At 71.4% G+C, this 18,814-nt stretch carries 14 protein-coding genes; 9 read left to right on the top strand and 5 right to left on the bottom strand.

The window, feature by feature from the left end; all coding sequences use genetic code 11:
- The first annotated feature begins 677 nt into the window (after window positions 1–677).
- The 4 genes from ACIBMZ_RS15605 (at window position 678) to mshC (ending at window position 4,133) form a co-directional block, all read left to right on the top strand.
- Entirely contained in the window at window positions 678–1,391 is a 714-nt protein-coding gene (locus tag ACIBMZ_RS15605; RefSeq protein WP_396694151.1) for an MSMEG_4193 family putative phosphomutase, read from the top strand.
- Between the two features lie 52 nt (window positions 1,392–1,443).
- Window positions 1,444–2,019, top strand: a complete 576-nt coding sequence (locus ACIBMZ_RS15600) for a DUF3090 domain-containing protein (RefSeq protein ID WP_117229826.1) — start codon at window positions 1,444–1,446, stop codon at window positions 2,017–2,019.
- Complete coding sequence (locus ACIBMZ_RS15595; RefSeq protein WP_396694149.1) at window positions 2,016–2,834, top strand: SCO1664 family protein; 819 nt, start codon at window positions 2,016–2,018, stop codon at window positions 2,832–2,834. Before ACIBMZ_RS15600 ends, ACIBMZ_RS15595 begins: the two co-directional genes overlap by 4 nt.
- A gap of 66 nt (window positions 2,835–2,900) precedes the next feature.
- Complete coding sequence (gene mshC / locus ACIBMZ_RS15590; protein ID WP_396694147.1) at window positions 2,901–4,133, top strand: cysteine--1-D-myo-inosityl 2-amino-2-deoxy-alpha-D-glucopyranoside ligase; 1,233 nt, start codon at window positions 2,901–2,903, stop codon at window positions 4,131–4,133.
- A 58-nt stretch (window positions 4,134–4,191) separates the two neighbouring features.
- On the opposite strand, the gene ACIBMZ_RS15585 is transcribed toward mshC, so the two are convergent.
- Window positions 4,192–4,983, bottom strand: a complete 792-nt coding sequence (locus ACIBMZ_RS15585) for a GntR family transcriptional regulator (RefSeq protein ID WP_396694145.1) — start codon at window positions 4,981–4,983, stop codon at window positions 4,192–4,194.
- A gap of 140 nt (window positions 4,984–5,123) precedes the next feature.
- Entirely contained in the window at window positions 5,124–5,993 is an 870-nt protein-coding gene (locus ACIBMZ_RS15580; RefSeq protein ID WP_396694143.1) for a PAC2 family protein, read from the bottom strand.
- Between the two features lie 281 nt (window positions 5,994–6,274).
- Between ACIBMZ_RS15580 and metH the strand changes: the two genes are divergently transcribed.
- Window positions 6,275–9,790, top strand: a complete 3,516-nt coding sequence (metH, locus tag ACIBMZ_RS15575) for a methionine synthase (RefSeq protein ID WP_396694141.1) — start codon at window positions 6,275–6,277, stop codon at window positions 9,788–9,790.
- 271 nt (window positions 9,791–10,061) lie between these two features.
- Here the strand turns inward: metH and ACIBMZ_RS15570 are convergent, their stop codons facing one another.
- A complete protein-coding gene (locus tag ACIBMZ_RS15570) occupies window positions 10,062–10,796 on the bottom strand; it encodes an SDR family oxidoreductase (protein WP_396694139.1) in 735 nt (244 codons plus the stop codon).
- A gap of 101 nt (window positions 10,797–10,897) precedes the next feature.
- Between ACIBMZ_RS15570 and ACIBMZ_RS15565 the strand changes: the two genes are divergently transcribed.
- Window positions 10,898–11,737, top strand: coding sequence for a LysR family transcriptional regulator (locus ACIBMZ_RS15565; RefSeq protein ID WP_396694183.1), 840 nt, complete (start codon window positions 10,898–10,900; stop codon window positions 11,735–11,737).
- A gap of 47 nt (window positions 11,738–11,784) precedes the next feature.
- Here the strand turns inward: ACIBMZ_RS15565 and ACIBMZ_RS15560 are convergent, their stop codons facing one another.
- Window positions 11,785–14,007 carry a discoidin domain-containing protein gene (locus ACIBMZ_RS15560; RefSeq protein WP_396694137.1) on the bottom strand — a complete coding sequence of 741 codons (2,223 nt, stop codon included), beginning with the start codon at window positions 14,005–14,007 and terminating at the stop codon, window positions 11,785–11,787.
- Between the two features lie 219 nt (window positions 14,008–14,226).
- Window positions 14,227–15,426 carry an ROK family transcriptional regulator gene (locus tag ACIBMZ_RS15555; protein WP_396694135.1) on the bottom strand — a complete coding sequence of 400 codons (1,200 nt, stop codon included), beginning with the start codon at window positions 15,424–15,426 and terminating at the stop codon, window positions 14,227–14,229.
- Between the two features lie 216 nt (window positions 15,427–15,642).
- Here ACIBMZ_RS15555 and ACIBMZ_RS15550 point away from each other — a divergent pair, with 216 nt between their 5' ends.
- From ACIBMZ_RS15550 to ACIBMZ_RS15540, 3 genes are all read left to right on the top strand, one after another.
- Complete coding sequence (locus tag ACIBMZ_RS15550; protein ID WP_396694133.1) at window positions 15,643–16,938, top strand: extracellular solute-binding protein; 1,296 nt, start codon at window positions 15,643–15,645, stop codon at window positions 16,936–16,938.
- A gap of 66 nt (window positions 16,939–17,004) precedes the next feature.
- Window positions 17,005–17,979 (top strand): carbohydrate ABC transporter permease, encoded by a 975-nt coding sequence (locus ACIBMZ_RS15545; protein ID WP_396694131.1) that lies wholly within the window; start codon window positions 17,005–17,007, stop codon window positions 17,977–17,979.
- Complete coding sequence (locus ACIBMZ_RS15540; protein ID WP_396694129.1) at window positions 17,972–18,811, top strand: carbohydrate ABC transporter permease; 840 nt, start codon at window positions 17,972–17,974, stop codon at window positions 18,809–18,811. Before ACIBMZ_RS15545 ends, ACIBMZ_RS15540 begins: the two co-directional genes overlap by 8 nt.
- Window positions 18,812–18,814 lie beyond the last annotated feature (3 nt).

Raw genomic sequence — 18,814 nt, 5'->3', positions numbered from 1 at the left:
AGAACGCCGTTGCGGAGCATGGTGTTCATGGGGGTAGCTCCATTCGGGGGTAGGGCACCGTGGGGGTGTGGTGCCGACGCCGTCTGGCGCTGGTGAACGATCAGGGGAGGCAGGGCCCGGGTCGGGCTGGCTGCTCACAGGTCCGGGGTGTTGGCTCCGCGCGGGGCGTGAGCCGGTTGTCGACGCGCGGTCCAGGTGTAACGGCCGGCGGGGTTCGATGATTCCCGCCGCGCGACGCCGCGTGTGGCGTTGCCGTGGCCCGGTCTGACACTGCCGTCGGTACGCGTGGGCTCGGCCTCGCCGGTACCTGGGTGGCCGGTCCTGAGGTGGCCGGTACCTCGTTACAACGACGTCGGGCCGCCGAGAATTCCACCACCAAACTGGATTTTGCGGGCAAATCGCTCAGGTGGGTTGGCTGGTTCGGGGAAGAGGCAGAAGGGGTGGGTGGATCTGTTGTCGCTCCAGCGACAACAGATCCACCCACCTCGGGGTTCTGGGCGGGGCTGGGATGTGAGGAGGGGTCCCCTGCTATGCATCAGGCGTTAGCAAGGTGCCCTTCCTTACACACCAACCCCAGCCGGCTCCGGGCGCGGCGGGGTATGCGTGCCGTTCGCGATGAATGTCGGGTTCGGGTCGGTGGCGGGACGGGCCGGGGCGGGCGGCGGTGAGGGCCTAGGGTGGTGCGGGTGGCGACACTTCTGCTCCTGCGACACGGACGCACCACCGCCAACGCCGACGGCGGACTGGCCGGTCGGCAGCCGGTCGAACTGGACGACACCGGTCGGACCCAGGCCAGCGCCGTCGGCGAGCGCCTGGGGGGTCTGCCGCTGGCCGCCGTGGTGACCAGCCCGCTCATCCGCTGCCGGCAGACCCTGGAACTCGCCCTGCCACAGGCCGCGCCGGTCGTCGAGGACGGGCTCATCGAGTGCGGGTACGGCACCTGGGAGGGCCAGCCGTTGAAGAAGCTGGCCAAGGAGCCCCTCTGGGCGGTGGTGCAGCAGCATCCGAGCGCGGCGGTCTTCCCCGAGGGGGAGGCGATGGCGCAGATGGCGGCCCGTGCCGTCGCGGCGGTACGCGCCTGGGACGCCCGGATCGCCGCCGAGCACGGCCCGGAGGCGGTCTGGCTGGCCTGTAGCCACGGCGACGTGATCAAGGCGATCGTCGCCGACGCGCTCGGCGTACACCTGGATCTCTTCCAGCGGATCGTGGTCGACCCGGCGTCGGTGACCGCGATCCGCTACACGCCGCTGCGTCCCTTCCTGGTACGCCTCAACGACGTCGGCGGCGACCTGTCCGGGTTGGTGCCTCCGGTCCGCAAGCGGCGTCGCCGGGCCGCCCGGCCGACGGACTCGGATGCCGCCGTGGGCGGCGGTGCGGGCGGCGTGCGGTGACTCGGGTCGGTGGGGTGCGCGGCGTGCGGGGGCGCCGGATAGGGTCGTGGGTATGACGCACCAGGTGCACGCCTTCGAGCCGCCTGAGCGGTTCGTCGCCGGGACCGTCGGGCCGCCGGGGGAGCGTACGTTCTTCCTCCAGGCCCGCGGCGGCGGCCGGGTGGTCAGCGTCGCGCTGGAGAAGGTCCAGGTCTCGTTGCTCGCCGAGAAGCTGGAGGAACTGCTCACCGAGGCGCAGCGCCGCTTCGGCGTCGATCTGCCCGAGGCACCCGCCTCGCTCGGTGACAACGAGCCGCTGGAGACGCCGGTCGACGAGGAGTTCCGGGTCGGCACCCTGGGGTTGGCCTTCGACGCGGACTCCGCGACCGTGGTCATCGAGGCGATCGCCGTCGGCGAGACCGAGAGTGAGCTGGAGCTGGGGGAGTCGGAGGAGGACGAGGCCGACGACGTCGAGCCGGACGAGGACCTCGACCGGCTCCGGGTCCGGCTGACGCCCGAGGCGACTCGCGAGTTCATCGAGCGGGCGCGGCGCGTGGTCAACGCCGGCCGTCCCCCGTGTCCGCTGTGCGGCCAGCCGCTCGACCCGGCCGGTCACCTCTGCCCCCGGAACAACGGCTACCACCGGTGACCTCGTCCGGCCTGGCACCCCGGCAGGACGGTGGCGCGGCGTTGCGGCTGTTGCGCGACGGTGACCTGAGCATCGAGGGCCGGCTGGTCGACGCCTCCAACACCACCCTGCGCGGCATCCTCACCCTGGACGGCGTGACCGCCCGCTGCGTCTACAAGCCGGTCCGCGGTGAGCGTCCGCTGTGGGACTTCCCGGACGGCACCCTCGCCGGCCGGGAGGTGGCCGCCTACCTGGTCTCCGCCGCCAGCGGCTGGGACCTGGTGCCGCCCACGGTGCTGCGGGACGGCCCGTTCGGCCCCGGCTCCTGCCAACTGTGGATCGACGAGCCGGACGACGCCGAACCGCTCGTCGGGTTCGTGCCGGCCGACGCCGTACCGCCCCGCTGGTTCCCGGTGGCGGCGGCCCGCGACGACGACGGCACCGCGTACGCGCTGGCTCACGCCGACGACCCGCGGCTGGCGCGACTCGCGGTGCTCGACGCGGTGATCAACAACGCCGACCGTAAGGGCGGCCACGTGCTGGTCGGTCCGGACGACCGGCTGTACGGCGTCGACCACGGCGTCAGCTTCCACGTCGAGGAGAAGCTGCGTACGGTGCTGTGGGGCTGGGCCGGCCGACAGTTGCCGCCGGACGCCGTCGAGACGCTGGACCGGCTCGCCGTCCAGGTCGCCGGTCCGCTCGGTGACGACCTCGCCGACCACCTCACCATCGGTGAGATCGCCGAGCTGGCCGCCCGGATCGGGCGGCTGCGTGGGGAGTGCCGTTTCCCGCAGCCGTCCCACGACTGGCCGGCCGTGCCGTGGCCGCCGGTGTGACCATGTCGGCTTGATCACTGACGAGCCCGGCGTGACGCCCGCGGTCGGCTGGCTAGGCTGACGGTCATGGAGTCTTGGGTGGGGCACGAGGTGCCGCGGCTGCCGGGCAGGGGTGGGCCGCTGAGGTTGTTCGACTCGGCGCGGCAGGGTGTGCACCCGACCGACGGACCGACCTCCATGTACGTCTGCGGCATCACGCCGTACGACGCCACCCACCTGGGACACGCCGCCACCATGATCACCTTTGATCTGGTGCAGCGGATGTGGCGCGACGCGGGCCACGAGGTGCGGTACGTGCAGAACGTCACCGACATCGACGATCCGCTGCTGGAACGCGCCGAACGCGACGGCGAGGACTGGAAGGTCCTGGCGATGCGGGAGACGGCGCTGTTCCGGGAGGACATGGAGGCGCTGCGGATCATTCCACCGGCCCACTACGTCGGTGCCGTCGAGTCGATCCCGGACATCGCCGAGAAGGTGCTGCTGCTGCTCAAGGACGGCGCCGCGTACCGTCTGGAGGACGGCACCGGAGACGTCTACTTCGACGCCTCCACCGCACCGCGCTTCGGCTACGAGTCCAACCTGTCCCGCGCCGAGATGCTGGAGATCTTCCCCGAGCGCGGCGGCGACCCGGACCGGGCCGGCAAACGCGACCCGCTGGACCCGCTGCTGTGGCGCGGGGCCCGCGACGGTGAACCCTGCTGGCCCGGGGGCGACCTCGGCCCCGGCCGCCCCGGCTGGCACATCGAGTGCACCGTCATCGCGCTGAACCTGCTCGGCGCCACCATCGGCGTCCAGGGCGGCGGCAACGACCTCGTCTTCCCGCACCACGAGTGCTCCGCCGCGCACGCCGAACGGCTCACCGGAACGCTGCCCTTCGCCGAGCACTACGTGCACGCCGGCATGATTGGCCTGGACGGCGAGAAGATGTCCAAGTCCCGTGGCAACCTGGTCTTCGTCTCCCGGCTGCGCGCCGACCGGGTCGACCCGATGGCCGTCCGGCTGGCCCTGCTCACCGGCCACTACCGCGCCGACCGTTCCTGGACCGACGACCTGCTGACCACCGCGCAGGAGCGTCTGGCCCGCTGGCGTCGGGCCGCCGTCGCTCCCGCCGGGCCGTCCGGCCAGACCTTCCTCTCCGCCGTACGCGACCGCCTCACCGACGACCTGGACTCCCCGGGGGCGGTGCGCCTGGCCGACGAGTGGGCCGAACGCACCCTCGCCGGTGCGGCCGACGATCCGGCCGCCCCGGCCCTCTTCGCCACCACCCTGGACGCCCTCCTCGGCATCCGCCTCTGACCCTCGCCCCGCCGCGCCCTGCCCCGCACCCGCCGCATCCTGCTGCGAGGAGTGGGGGTCAGCCGAGGACCAGGCCGGGGTCGGGGTCGGGGGCGCTGGTGGGGGCGGGGATCGGGTACTCCTCGGTCAGCGTGGTGACCGGTCCGGGCCAGGTGGCCTGGGCGACTTCGATGGGCTTGCGGTGCGCGTCGTACGCCACGTGCAGCAGGTGCAGCACCGGGGTGTCCGGCCGGATCTGGAGGGTCTCGGCCTCCTCGCGGCTGGGCTGGCGTGCGGTGATGGTGTCGGTGGCGGTCGCGTACCGGCGTCCGGTGGCCTCCTCCGCCTCCTGATAGAGCGGGCGGCCGAAGGCCTCGGCGCGTTCCAGTGTGGTGCCGGCGGTGTCGGCGGGCAGGAACCAGGAGGCGCCCACCTCGACCGGTGAGTCCTCGGTGCGGACCAGGTGGCGGCGGCAGAGCAGGTCGGTGCCGTCGGGTACGCCGAACGCGTCGGCGACCTCGGGCGGTGCGGGGGAGCGGCCGACGGCGACGAGTTGTTGGCGGTACCGGGCGGCCAGGTCGGTGTGGTAGCCCCGGAAGCCGCCGTAGCGACCGCGGGAGAGCCGGTTGAGTCGCCGCCGGGTGCCGCGCACGTACGTGCCGGAGCCGGGTTTGGTGATCAGGATGCCTTCGACGCGGAGCTGGTCGACGGCGCGTTGCACGGTCTGCTTGGCCACGCCGAACATCTCGGCGATGGCCGGGATGGACGGTAGCCGCTCACCCGGCCCCCAGTCGCCCCGGCGGATCTGCGTCTTGAGCTGTGCGGCGATCTGCCGGTGCGGGAACTCTGCGGCACCCGGGTTGATCTGCATTCCCCGACCCCCTATCAGCTAGGTTCCTAGGATGCCCTACGGGGTGTGGGTCGCGCCACCCCGACACGACAGAGGTCGACGAACAGACGCCCCGGACACGATCACGTGTCCGGGGCGTCGCGCGGAGAGGGGGAAGTCGGCTACCAGGAGCCGGCGGTCGGGCCGGCGGAGCCGCCACGGCGGCGCAGGTACTTCTCGAACTCCTGCGCGATCTCGTCCCCGGTCAACGGGGTGATGCCCGCGTCGCCGACGCGTTCCTCCAGCTCACGGACGTACTCGCCGAGTTCGGCGTCCTGCTCGGCGGCGCTGCGGACCCGCTGCTCCCACTCGGCGGCCTCCTCGGCCAGGTCGGCCATCGGCACCGGCAGGTCGAGCACCTCCTCGACCCGGTGCAGCAGGGCGAGCGTGGCCTTGGGGCAGGGCGGGTTGTTGGCGTAGTGCGGCACGTGCACCCAGAACGAGACGGCGTCGACCTCGGCCCGGGTGCAGGCGTCGTGCAGCACGCCGACGATGCCGGTCGGTCCGTCGTACCGGGTGGGGGTGAGCTGGTAGCGGCGGGCGGCGTCGGCGTCGGAGGCGCTGCCGCTGATCGGCAGCGGCCGGGTGTACGGCACGTCGGCCAGCAGCGCGCCGAGCAGGACCACCCGCTCGACCTCCAGGCTGTGGCAGATCTCCAACACCTGCTCACAGAAGGTGCGCCAGCGCATGCTGGGCTCGATGCCCCGGATCAGCACCACGTCGCGTTCGGTGCCGGAGGGGCTGGCCACGGTGAACCGGGTGGTCGGCCACTCGACCCGTCGGGTGGCACCGTCGGACATCGTGATGGTGGGCCGGCTGACCTGGAAGTCGTAGAAGTCCTCCGGGTCCAGTTCGGTGATCGGCCGTGCCTCCCACACCTGTTCCAGATGTTCCACGGCGGCGGTCGAGGCGTCGGCGGCGTCGTTCCACCCCTCGAAGGCGGCGATGGCCACCGGGGATCGCAGCACCGGCAACCCGTCGAACTCGGTCACGCCGTCACCTCACCCTGCTCGTCGCCGACGGCCTCGGTCGGCCGCCCGCCGTGCGTGGTGGTGTCGCTGATGTCCCTCACATCAGTCAGCCTACGTGCCGCGCCCGTACCCGGCCCGCCGGCCGCGCCGGATCCCCGGCCCGTCACCACGGCCGGTGGCGGCCGGAGGGGCCGGGTGTAGCGCGCATAGTGGGCGAAAGCGGGCAGGTGATCCCGGCGACACAATGTGGGAACGGCCGCACGTGGGGATGCGGGGCCACCGTGTCGCACTAACCTGAGAGCGTGCGGACTTCGTTGCTCGATGCGCTGGCAGACCGGATCCTCGTCACCGACGGGGCGATGGGCACGATGCTTCAGGCCGCGGACCTGACCCTCGACGACTTCGACGGTCTGGAGGGGTGCAACGAAATCCTCAACGTCACCCGTCCGGACGTGGTGCGTGGGGTGCACGAGGCGTACCTGGCCGCGGGCGCGGACTGTGTGGAGACGAACACCTTCGGTGCCAACCTGCCGAACCTCGCCGAGTACGACATCCCCGAGCGGATCTGGGAGCTGTCCGAGGTGGGGGCGCGGCTGGCCCGGGAGGCCGCCGACGCGTACTCGACGCCGGAGCGACCCCGCTGGGTGCTCGGCTCGATCGGCCCCGGGACCAAGCTGCCCACGCTCGGGCACGCCGCGTACGCCACGCTGCGCGACGCGTACCAGCAGAACGCCGGTGGCCTGATCGCCGGTGGCGCGGACGCGCTGATCATCGAGACCTGTCAGGACCTGCTCCAGGTCAAGGCCGCGGTGACCGGGTCGAAGCGGGCGATGGCCGAGGCGGGCGTCCAGGTGCCGATCATCTGCCATGTGGCGGTCGAGACCACCGGCACCATGCTGCTGGGCAGCGAGATCGGCGCGGCGCTGACCGCGATCGAGCCGCTCGGGGTGGACCTGATCGGGCTGAACTGCTCGACCGGCCCGGCTGAGATGGGCGAGCACCTGCGCTACCTGGCCCAGCACTCGCGCATCCCGGTGTCGGTGATGCCCAACGCCGGCCTGCCGGTGCTCACCGCCGACGGCGCGTACTTCCCGCTCGGCCCGGAGGACATGGCCGACGCCCTGGAGCGGTTCGTCGTCGAGTACGGCGTCGCGCTGGTCGGTGGCTGTTGCGGCACCACGCCGGAGCACATCCGGGTGCTCTCCGAGCGGATGCGCGACGTGCGGCCGGTGGTCCGCGAGCCACGCGCCGACGCCGGTGTCTCCTCGATCTACCACCACGTGCCGTTCGCCCAGGACGCCAGCGTGCTGATGGTGGGGGAGCGGACCAACGCCAACGGCTCCAAGGCGTTCCGGGAGGCGATGCTCGCCGCCGACTGGCAGGCCTGTGTGGAGATCGCCCGGAGCCAGGCCCGGGACGGCTCGCACCTGCTGGACCTCTGCATCGACTACGTGGGGCGCGACGGCACCACCGACATGCGGGAGCTGGCCGGACGTTTCGCCACCGCCTCCACGCTGCCGATCATGTTGGACTCGACCGAGCCGGCGGTGATCGAGGCCGGGTTGGAGATGCTCGGCGGCCGGTGCGTGGTCAACTCGGTCAACTTCGAGGACGGCGACGGCCCCGACTCCCGCTACGCGCGGGTCATGCCGGTGGTCGCCGAGCACGGCGCCGCCGTGGTCGCGCTGCTCATCGACGAGGAGGGCCAGGCCCGCACGGCGGAGTGGAAGGTACGCGTCGCCGGCCGGCTCATCGAGGATCTGACCAGCCGCTGGGGCCTGCGCCGCGCCGACATCCTCATCGACGCGCTGACCTTCCCGATCGCCACCGGCCAGGAGGAGACCCGCCGCGACGGCATCGAGACCATCGAGGCGATCCGGGAGATCGCCCGCCGCTGGCCGGGCGTGAACTTCACGCTGGGCATCTCGAACGTCTCGTTCGGCCTCAACCCGGCGGCCCGCCAGGTGCTCAACTCGGTCTTCCTGCACGAGTGCGTGCAGGCCGGTCTGACCTCGGCCATCGTGCACGCCAGCAAGATCCTGCCGATGTCCAAGATCCCCGACGAGCAGCGGGAGATCGCCCTCGACCTGGTCTACGACCGCCGCCGCGAGGGCTACGACCCGGTGCAGCGGTTCATCGAGGTCTTCGAGGGCGTCGACGCCGCGTCGGCACGCGCCACCCGGGCCGAGGAGTTGGCCGCGCTGCCGCTCCACGAGCGGCTCAAGCGGCGGATCATCGACGGCGAGCGCAACGGCCTGGAGGCCGACCTGGACGCCGCGATGGCCGCCGGCACCGCCCCGCTGCTCATCATCAACGACATCCTGCTGGACGGCATGAAGGTCGTCGGTGAACTGTTCGGCTCCGGTCAGATGCAGTTGCCGTTCGTGCTCCAGTCCGCCGAGGTGATGAAGACCGCGGTGGCCTACCTCGAACCGCACATGGAGAAGGCCGACGACGGCGGCAAGGGCCGCATCGTGCTCGCCACCGTCAAGGGCGACGTGCACGACATCGGCAAGAACCTGGTCGACATCATCCTGTCCAACAACGGCTACGAGGTGGTGAACATCGGCATCAAGCAGCCGATCTCCGCCATCCTGGACGCCGCCGAGCAGCACCGCGCCGACGCCATCGGCATGTCCGGCCTGCTGGTCAAGAGCACGGTCATCATGAAGGAGAACCTGGTCGAGATGGCCACGCGCGGGGTCGCGGAGCGCTGGCCGGTCCTGCTCGGCGGCGCGGCACTGACCCGGGCGTACGTCGAGGACGACCTGCGGTCGATGTTCCCCGGCCAGGTGCACTACGCCCGCGACGCCTTCGAGGGACTCTCCCTGATGGACCGGGTGATGGCCGCCAAGCGCGGCGGGGCACCCGTGGTCGACGCCGAGCGGGAGGCCGCCCTGGCGGCCCGGCGGGCCCGCCGCGAGCGGCAGCGCGCCGTGGTCGCCGAGTCGCTGCCGGAGCTGAGCGACACCTCGGTCCGCTCCGACGTGGCCGCCGACGTGCTGGTGCCGCGCGCACCGTTCTTCGGCACCCGGGTGGTCAAGGGCGTGCCGCTGGCCGACTACGCGGCGCTGCTGGACGAGCGGGCCACCTTCATGGGCCAGTGGGGCCTGCGGGGCGCACGGGGCGGCAAGGGTCCGTCCTACGAGGAACTGGTGGAGACCGAGGGCCGGCCCCGGCTGCGCTACTGGCTGGATCGCCTGATCGCCGACAAGGTGCTGGAGGCGGCCGTGGTGTACGGCTACTTCCCGGCGTACTCCGAGGGCAACGACCTGGTGGTGCTGGACGAGAACGGCCACGCCGAGCGGGCCCGGTTCACCTTCCCCCGGCAGCGCCAGGAACGGCGCCTCTGCCTCGCCGACTTCTTCCGCCCGCGCGGCGACGACCTGGACGTGGTGGCCCTGCAACTGGTCACCGTGGGCCAGCCGGTCAGCGAGTACGCGGCCAAGCTGTTCGCCCGCAACGAGTACCGCGACTACCTGGAGGTGCACGGGCTGTCCGTGCAGCTCACCGAGGCGTTGGCCGAGTACTGGCACAAGCGGGTCCGCTCCGAGCTGACCCTGCCCGACGGCCGTACCGTCGCCGCCGACGACCCCACGGACCTCGCCGGCCTGCTCCGCACCGACTACCGGGGCTGCCGGTACGCGTTCGGCTACCCGGCCTGCCCGGACCTGGAGGACCGGGCGAAGATCGTGGAGTTGCTCGGTGCGGAGCGCATCGGCGTGCAGTTGTCCGAGGAGTTCCAGCTCATGCCGGAGCAGGCCACCGACGCCATCGTGGTCCACCACCCGGAGGCCAGCTACTTCAACGCCAAGTGACGCCCGCAGGTGCCGTGACCTGCACTTCCGGCACCTCATGATCGATAGTGTGCGCGCCCGGTCCGCGCAGAAGGTCACGCTCGATCCGAGATCGAGTGGCTATTGTCGGGCTTGGATGCCACTCGATCCCTGATCGAGGGTGACCTTGCGGTGGCTTCACGGCCGCCCGCCGCGGGGGCCGCCTGTGTGCGGTCGTCGGGCCGACGTTCGGTGGCACCGGAGGGGCCGTTCCCTCGACGTGCCGTACCGCTGCCGAGGGGGCGGCCGGGGATCACCAGGGGATGGTGCCGTCGTCGTTGGAGAAGGTGCCGGTGGGGCCGTCGTCGGGCAGGGTGGCGAGCCGGATCGGAGTGGCGGCGGCCTCCTCGGCGGGGCGTCCGAGGCCGCCGGTGAAGTCGGTGGCGACCAGGCCGGGGCAAGCGGCGTTGACCAGGATGCGGGTACCGGCGAGTTGCCGGGCGTAGTGCACGGTCACCGCGTTGAGGTACGACTTCGTCGGTGCGTAGGCGGCCATGATCGGGCCGACCTCGATGGTGGGGTCGGTCTGCCAGGTGAGGGATCCGATGCTGCTGGAGACGTTGACGATGCGCGGGGCGGGGGAGCGGCGCAGCAGCGGCAGCATCGCGTTGGTCACCCGGATCACGCCGTGGACGTTGGTGTCCACGACCGCCCGGACGACGTCCAGGTCGAGGGTGGTCGGGTCCTGCGCCCAGCCCGGCCCGCTCGGTCCGGAGATGCCGGCGTTGTTGACCAGGACGTCCAGGCGTCCGCCCTGGCGATCGATCAGGTGGGCGGCCTCGGTGACGCTGCGGTCGCTGGTGACGTCCAGGGGCACCGGGAAGGCGTCCCCCCCGGCGCCGTGCAGCGTCTTCACGGCCGCGTCGCCCCGGGCCTCGTCGCGGGCGCCCACCGCGATCCGGTAGCCGCGTACGCCGAGGCCGGCGGCGATCTGGTAGCCGAGTCCCTTGTTCGCGCCGGTGATCAGCGCGGTCTTCATGTCGCTCATGACGCCGATGGTGGCGCGGCGCGCAGCGGGTTCCTTACACCGTTTCGGTACGTGCTGATACCCCACGGGTATCGGCGCAGTACCGTCGAGAGGTGGACACGCTGGAGACCCGCGAGTTGCGGTACTTCGTGGCCGTCGCGGAGGAGTTGCACTTCACTCGGGCGGCCGAGCGCCTCGGTATCGCCCAGCCGCCGCTGTCGCGGGCGATCCGGCAGCTCGAACGGCGTCTCGGGGTGACGTTGTTCGACCGCGACCGGCGCGGTGTCACGCTCACCGGTGCGGGTCGGGTGCTGCTCGACGAGGCCCGCGCGATCCTGGACGCCACCTCGGCGGCGGCCCGCCGTACCCGCCGGGCGGCGACCGTCCCGCCCCGACTGACGCTGGCCACCAAGGCGGGTACGAATCACGAACTGTTGCAGAAGCTCCTGGAGGCGTACGCGGCGGAGCCCGGGGCGGTCGAGGTCGAGGTGCTGCTGTGCGGGATGGGGGACCAGGCGCGGATGCTGCGGGACGGTCGCGCCGACGTGGCGCTGATGCAGCGGCCCTTCGACGACCTGACCGGTTTCGACACCGAGGACCTGGTGACCGAGCAGCAGGTGGCGATCCTGCCGGCCGGGCATCCGCTCGCCGCGCGTACCTCTCTGACCATGGCGGAGATCAGTGACCTGCCGGACCTGCCGGTGGCCCGGTGGCCGGGTCGGGACGGCGGTTACGCACCCGGCCCGGGGCCGGAGATCCACGACCAGGCGCAGTTGGCCCAGTTGATCGCCCTCGGGCACACCGTGGCGGTCCTCTGTGCCTCGTCCCGGTCCTGGCTGTGGAGTGCGCACACGGCCGTACCGCTGACCGACGCCCCGTACGTCTCGACCGTGCTCGCCTGGCCCGCGCACAGCCACTCCCGGACGGTGGCCGGGCTGGTCCGGGTCGCGGCCGGACGGTAGAACGGTGTCGGGTGCCGGGCCGGGTTGCCCGGCACCCGACGGCCGTCCTACGGGTAGGTGGTCAGGTACGCGACCTGGTTGGCGCTGTTGACCGTGTTCCCGGTGTTGTTGATCATTCGGTTGATGGTGCCGACGCCGCCGAGCGACACGGTCACCATGTTGGTGAAGCGCACGTTCGGGTTGTTCGGGACCTCGAAGGAGCGTTCCGCGACCACCGACGGGTCGACGTTGAAGTAGGCGTAGCTGCCCAGCCCCCACGCCTGGTGGCTGGTCACCGAATCGGCCACCTTGTACGCGGCGTAGCCCCGGGTCGCCCCGTTCATCCAGGCGGCCTGGTTCGGTGGGTCGTACGGCAGTTCGTTCTGGTAGAAGTACGTGCGCCCACGGTTGCCGTTCCAGACGGTCTGGTACTTCTGGTAGTGCTCGACGAAGAGGCCGTACATGGTGACGTCGTCGCCGTTGACCACCAGCCCGGTGTCGGCGGTGTTGACGGTCCAGCCGACGCCGTCGCCGTGGTCGGCCCGCCACAGCCACATGTGGTCGCCGATCACGTCGTCGCTGTTGACGACGAGGCTGGTGGTGGCGCGGCCGACGCCCGGTCCGCCGATGCGGAAGAACACGTCGTGCAGCGAGGTGGGGTTGGCGGCGTGGTCGGCCGACGACCCGGACGGGCCGACCTCCATCAGGACGGGCGAGGTGGTGGTGCCGGCCTCGAACATGATGCCGGCGACCTTGACGCCGTCCACGTCGGCGACCCGCATGCCGACGGTGCCGTTGTCGGTCTGGATGGTGGCCAGGCCGAGGCCGAGGATCACGGTGTTGGCCCGGTTGACCTGGATCGGTTCGGTGACGCGGTGCACGCCGGGGGTGAACAGCAGGTGCTTGCCCTGGGCGAGTGCGGTGTTGATGGTGGCCGCCGAGGTGCCGGGCCGGACGACGAAGAAGTCGGCCAGCGAGATCGACGAGCCGGCGGGGGTCTTGTTGTACCAGGTGGTGCCGCTCGAGTTGGTGCGCAGGGCGGGCACGAAGACGCGGTACTCGCCGGTGCCGTCGACGTAGAGGAACGGCTTCTCCCGCACCACCGGGGTGGTGGGGACGACGGTGTGCGAGGGGTTGGGGAAGTTCGGCGCGGGTGCGCCGGTCACGCCCTGGAAGACCATGTTCCACACCGAGCCGGTCCAGCCGTTGCCGAACTCGCTGTTGCGTGAGTACCACTGCTGTTGCGAACCGGAGACGACCAGGCCGTCGATGCGGGTGTCGGCCATCAGGCCGCCGCTGGACCAGCCGTCGTGGCCGTTCCAGAGCTGGATCTGGTTCTGCGCGCCGCGCAGGTGCATCCGCCGGTACGGCGCGGCCTGCGACACCGCCCAGCGTTCCACCTGTACCCCGGCGGGCAGGGTCACCGACAGGTTCTCGGCGGCCCGCCAGAAGTTCTGGGTGGCGTTGCCGTTGAACCAGTTCGCCTCGACCCGTACGTGGCCGTTGAGGTTCACGTCGTCGGGTGACATGCCGAGACCGGCGACCTGGGTGAAGAAGCCGAGGTTGACGTCGGCGGTGTAGGTGCCGGGTTTGAACAGCACGGCGTAGCGCTGCGGCCCGAACTGGTTGGTCTCCTGCTGGGTGAAGAGGGTGTTGAGTCGACTCTGGATGGTGGCGGTGGGGGTGGACGGGTCGAAGACGAACGTGTTCGGCCCGAGGTTCGGGTTGCGCGGATCGGTCGGCTCGACCGGGGTGCCGGTGCCGCCGGTCTCGCCCCAGACCTGGAACTCCCACAGCGAGTAGCCGTATCCGGTGGCCCGCTGGGTGCCGTACATCCGCACGTAGCGGCCGGCGCCGCTGACGGCGACGGTCTGGGTGCCGCCGGTGGCGGTGCTGGTGCTGTGCACGGTGGTCCAGGAGGTGCCGTCGTCGGAGACCTGGATCTGGAAGGCACGGGCGTGCGCGGCCTCCCAGGCCAGGGTGACCTGGGTGAGGGTGGCCCGGACGCCGAGGTCGACGCGGAGCCACTGCGGGTCGCTGAACGCGCTGGACCAGCGGGTGCCGGAGTTGCCGTCCACGGCGGCGGAGGCAGGGTAGGCGCCGCCCTCGGTGGAGGAGGCGGTGGCCGGGCGGCCCTGGGACAGCAGGACGGGCGCGGCCTGGGCGGGTGCCGCGCCGACGGTCGGGACGAGGGCGGCGACCAGGGTCACCGCGAGCCCGGCGAGCAGGCGCCGGGTGGTGGGTCGTCGGCGGAGGTGCGGTGGCGGTACGTGGGGTGCGCGTGCGGTCATGACGTCGCCTGTCGGTCGTGGGGGAGCGGACGTCGGGCGCGACGGGGTGCGGGACAGGCTGCTGGTGAGGCGGTGTGCGGTGCGGCTGGTGCGGCGGTGCCGCCGGGAGGGCACCGTGGGCGCCGGAGCGCCTGCCGCAGAGTGTTGCGTCGTCGTTGCGGCGGCGTCAAGACATCGATCTATAACGTCGTTATTTATCCCGAAGGTCTGCTTTGCGGCTTAGTGGCGGACCCCGCCGGTGGCGAGCAGCCGGGCGATCGGCAGGGTCGCCGCGCCGAGCGCCACCGCGTCCACGCCGAGTTCGCCCAGCTCGATCGAGACCTGCGCGTACGGCAGGCGCAGCGCCTGGCGGCCCGCGGCGGCCCGGACGGCGGGCAGCAGTTCGGCCAGCGCCATGACGGCCCAGCCGCCCAGCACCACCCGCTCCGGGTTGAACAGGTTGATCAGGTTGGCGACCCCGGCGCCCAGGTAGTCGGCCGTCTCGTCGAGCACCCGGCGGGCGGTCGGCGACGACTCGGCCGCCGCCACCAGCGCGGCGATCTGCGACTCCTCGTCGGCTCCGGGCACCGCCCGTCCGTGCCGGGACTCGCGGTAGCGGTCGATGATCGCCTCGGCCCCGACGTACGCCTCCAGACAGCCCCGGGCGCCGCAACGGCAGGGGCGTCCGCCGTACACGAGGGTGGTGTGCCCCCACTCGCCGGCGCTGCTGGACGCGCCCCGGTAGGTGACGCCGTTGGTCACCACGGACGCGCCCACACCGGAGCCCACCAGGGCGAACACCGCGTGCCGGGCACCCCGGCCGGCGCCGAACCACATCTCGGCCTGGCCGAGGGTCTTGGCGCCGTTGTCGATGTGCAGCGGCAGGTCGGTGCCCTCGGCGATCAGACGTTCCAGCGGTACGTGGTCCCAGCCGAGGGTCTGCGCGTCCACCACCGCCCGGTCGCCCTGCTCGACCACCCCGGAGACGCCGATGCCGACACCGAGGACCTCGTCGTGGCGCGCGTCGGCCTCGGCCAGCACCCGGTCGATGCCGGTCAGCACGTGCCCGGCCACCGTGGTCGGCTCGGTGCCGCCGTCCTCCAGCGGGTACTCGGCGCTGGCCAGCAGGATCATCGCCAGGTCGAACAGCTCGACCCGGACCCGGGTCTCGCCCACGTCCACCCCGACGACCACGGCGTACCGGGGCGCCATCCGCAGCATCATGCTCGGTCGGCCCCCGTCGGACTCGGCGGCGCCGGCCTCCATCACCAGGCCCTCGTCGATCAGGTCGCCGACCACGTTGCTCACCGCCGGCTGGCTCAGGCCGGTGCTGCGGACCAGATCCTGCCGGGTCAGCGGGCCGTCCAGGAAGATCCGGGACAGCAGGGCCGACCGGTTGCGCACCCGGACGCTGCGGTTCGTCGCCCGCGCCAGCTCCACGTGTCACCTCATTTTGATCGGCCCGCCCCGGGGCGACTGTACGGCCCGTGCTTGACGGCTCCCCGCCGAGCCATTTTAATGACGACATTAATTAAGCCGTGATGTAACTCGGCGGGAACCTTCTCCGCCTCCCCTCCACCGTCCGGTCCCGCCCACGCTGCCCCGTCCTCCCGGGCCCGACCGGCGTCCCCACCACCCCCGTCGAAAGGGCAGACCGTGTCGAGACGACACCTCGCGATACTCACTGCGACCGTGCTGGCCGCCGCGTCGCTCACCGCCTGCGGCTCCGGCGAGTCCTCCGGCGAAGCCGGCAAGACCCTCACCTACTGGGCCAGCAACCAGGGCGCCAGCCTGGAGGCCGACAAGGCGATTCTCCAGCCCGAGCTGGACAGGTTCACCCAGCAGACCGGCATCACGGTCAACGTCGAGGTGGTCCCCTGGTCGGACCTGCTCAACCGGCTGCTCGCCGCGGCCACCACCGGGCAGGGCCCGGACGTGGTCAACATCGGCAACACCTGGTCGGCCTCGTTGCAGGCCACCGGCGCGCTGGTCGAGTTCGACGACGCCACGCTCGACAAGATCGGCGGCAAGGACCGCTTCGTCCCCGCCGCCCTGGCCGCCGCCGGTGCCGCCGACAAGCCACCGGCCGCCGTCCCGCTCTACAGCCTCGCCTACGCGCTGTACTACAACAAGAAGTCGTTCGCCGACGCCGGCATCACCGCCCCGCCGACCACCTGGGAGGAGGTGGCCGAGGTCGGCCGGAGGCTCACCGGCGACGGCAGGTGGGGCCTGGCCGTCGAGGGCGCCAACCCGTCGGAGAACGCCCACCACGCGTTCACCTTCGGCCAGCAGTACGGCGGCGACTGGTTCGACGCCGCCGGCAAGCCCAGCTTCGACACCCCGCAGAACGTCGCCGCCGTCAAGCGCTACGTCGACCTGATGGCCGTCGACAAGATCGTCAACCCGAGCAACGCGGAGTACGCGCAGAACCAGTCCGTCTCCGACTTCGCCGGTGGCAAGGCCGCCATGCTGCTCTGGCAGGCCGCCGGAGCCAACCTGCGGTCACAGAACATGGCCCCGGACGCGTACGGCGTGGCCCCGGTGCCGTTCCTGGCCACCCCGCCGGCCGGCGGCAAGCAGATCAACAGCATGGTCGCCGGCATCAACATCGCCGTGTTCAAGCACACCGAGAACCTCGACGGCGCACTGGAGTTCGTCAAGTTCATGACCAGCGACACCGAGCAGGTGACGCTGAACAAGACGTACGGCTCGCTGCCGGCGGTCACCACCGTCGCCGCCGACCCGGCGTTCGCCGCCGACGAGCAGAAGGTCCTCGCCCAGACGCTGGCCACCAGCGCGGCACCGCTGCCGCAGGTGCCCGAGGAGAGCACCTTCGAGACCCTGGTCGGCACCGCCATCAAGGAACTCTTCGCCGACGCGGCCAGTGGCAGGCCGGTCACCGAGGACAGCGTCCGGGAGAAGTTGACCCGGGCACAGCAGCAGATGCGCTGACCACGGACCGCTGGCCGTGGGAGGTGCCCGCCGACCCTCTCACGGCCAGCCTGCGGAAGGACCCTGATGGCCGTCACCACCTCGCCACCCGCCAGCACCCCCACCGACACCGGGTCACCCGCGCGGCCACGATCCCGCCGACCTCGCCGGTCGCTGCTGCCGTACCTGCTGCTCGCCCCGGCCATCGTGCTGGAGCTGGCGATCCACGTCGTGCCGATGCTCGTCGGCGCGTGGATGAGCCTGCTGGAGTTGACCCAGTTCCACATCCGCGACTGGTCCGGCGCGCCCTTCGTCGGGCTGGACAACTACCGCGTCGTGCTGGACGTCGACTCCGCCGCCGGAGCCGACCTGCTGCGCTCGTTCCGGGTCACCGTCGTCTACACGGTGCTCTCCGTGGGGCTGTCCTGGGTGCTCGGCACCACCGCCGCCGTCCTGCTGCAACGACCCTTCCGGGGCCGGGCGGTGCTGCGCGCGCTGTTCCTCACCCCGTACGCGCTGCCGGTCTACACCGCCGTGATCACCTGGACCTTCCTGTTCCAGCGCGACACCGGCCTGGTCAACCACGTGCTGGTCGACCAGTTGGGGCTGGTCGACGAGCCACCGTTCTGGCTGATCGGCGACAACAGCTTCGTCGCGCTGCTGGTCGTGTCGATCTGGCGGACCTGGCCCTTCGCCTTCCTCTGCATCATGGCCGGACTACAGAACATCCCCGACGAGCTGTACGAGGCCGCCGCCATGGACGGCGCCGGATTCTGGCGTCGCCTGCGCTCGGTGACCCTGCCGATGCTGCGCCCGGTCAACCTGGTGCTGCTGCTGGTGCTGTTCCTCTGGACGTTCAACGACTTCAACACCCCGTACGTGCTGTTCGGCGGCTCGGCACCGGCCGAGGCCGACCTGATCTCGCTGCACATCTACCGCAGCTCCTTCCAGACCTGGGACTTCGGCACCGGCTCGGCCATGTCCGTGGTGCTGCTGCTGTTCCTGCTGCTGGTCACCGCCGGATACCTGCTGCTGACCAACCGACGGAGGAACGATGCGTGAGACCGCCGCCGAACGCTGGTCGCGCCGGGTCGTGCTGACCCTGCTCGCGGGGTTCGTGCTCGTCCCGCTCTACGTGATGGTCAGTTCGGCGCTCAAACCGCTGCAGGACGTCCAGGCCGCCTTCACCTGGTGGCCCCGCCGCCCGACCGGGCAGGCGTTCGTGGACATGTGGTCGACCGTCCCGCTCGGCCGGTACCTGCTCAACAGCCTGCTGGTGGCCAGCGTGGCGGCGATCTTCTCGGTCACCGTGGCGGTCTTCGCCGCGTACGCGGTCAGCCGCTACCGGTTCCGGGGCCGGCAGGTCTTCTCGGTGACGGTGCTCTCCACCCAGATGTTCCCCGGCATCCTGTTCCTGCTGCCGCTGTTCCTGATCTACGTCAACCTGGGCAACGCCACCGGCATCGCGCTCTACGCCAGCCGTACCGGCTTGATCATCACGTACCTCACCTTCTCGCTGCCGTTCTCGATCTGGATGCTGGTCGGCTACTTCGACTCGATCCCGCGCGGGCTCGACGAGGCCGCGCAGGTCGACGGCGCCGGCCCGCTGCGCACCCTGTTCCAGGTGGTGCTGCCGGCGGCGGTGCCCGGCGTCGTCGCGGTGACCGTGTACGCGTTCATGACCGCCTGGGGCGAGGTGCTGTTCGCCTCGGTGCTGACCAACGAGAGCAGCCGCACCCTCGCCGTCGGCCTGCAGGGCTACTCCACCCAGTTCAACGTCTACTGGAACCAGGTGATGGCCGCCTCGCTGGTGGTCAGCGTGCCGGTCGTCGCCGGCTTCCTGGCGTTGCAGCGCTACTTCGTCGCCGGTCTCACCGCCGGCGCGGTCAAGTGAGCC

Source organism: Micromonospora sp. NPDC049900 (assembly GCF_044461025.1).
Lineage (GTDB): Bacteria > Actinomycetota > Actinomycetes > Mycobacteriales > Micromonosporaceae > Micromonospora.
The sequence above is the reverse complement of the archived record's forward strand: the minus strand, read 5'-3'. Positions and strand labels throughout refer to the sequence as shown.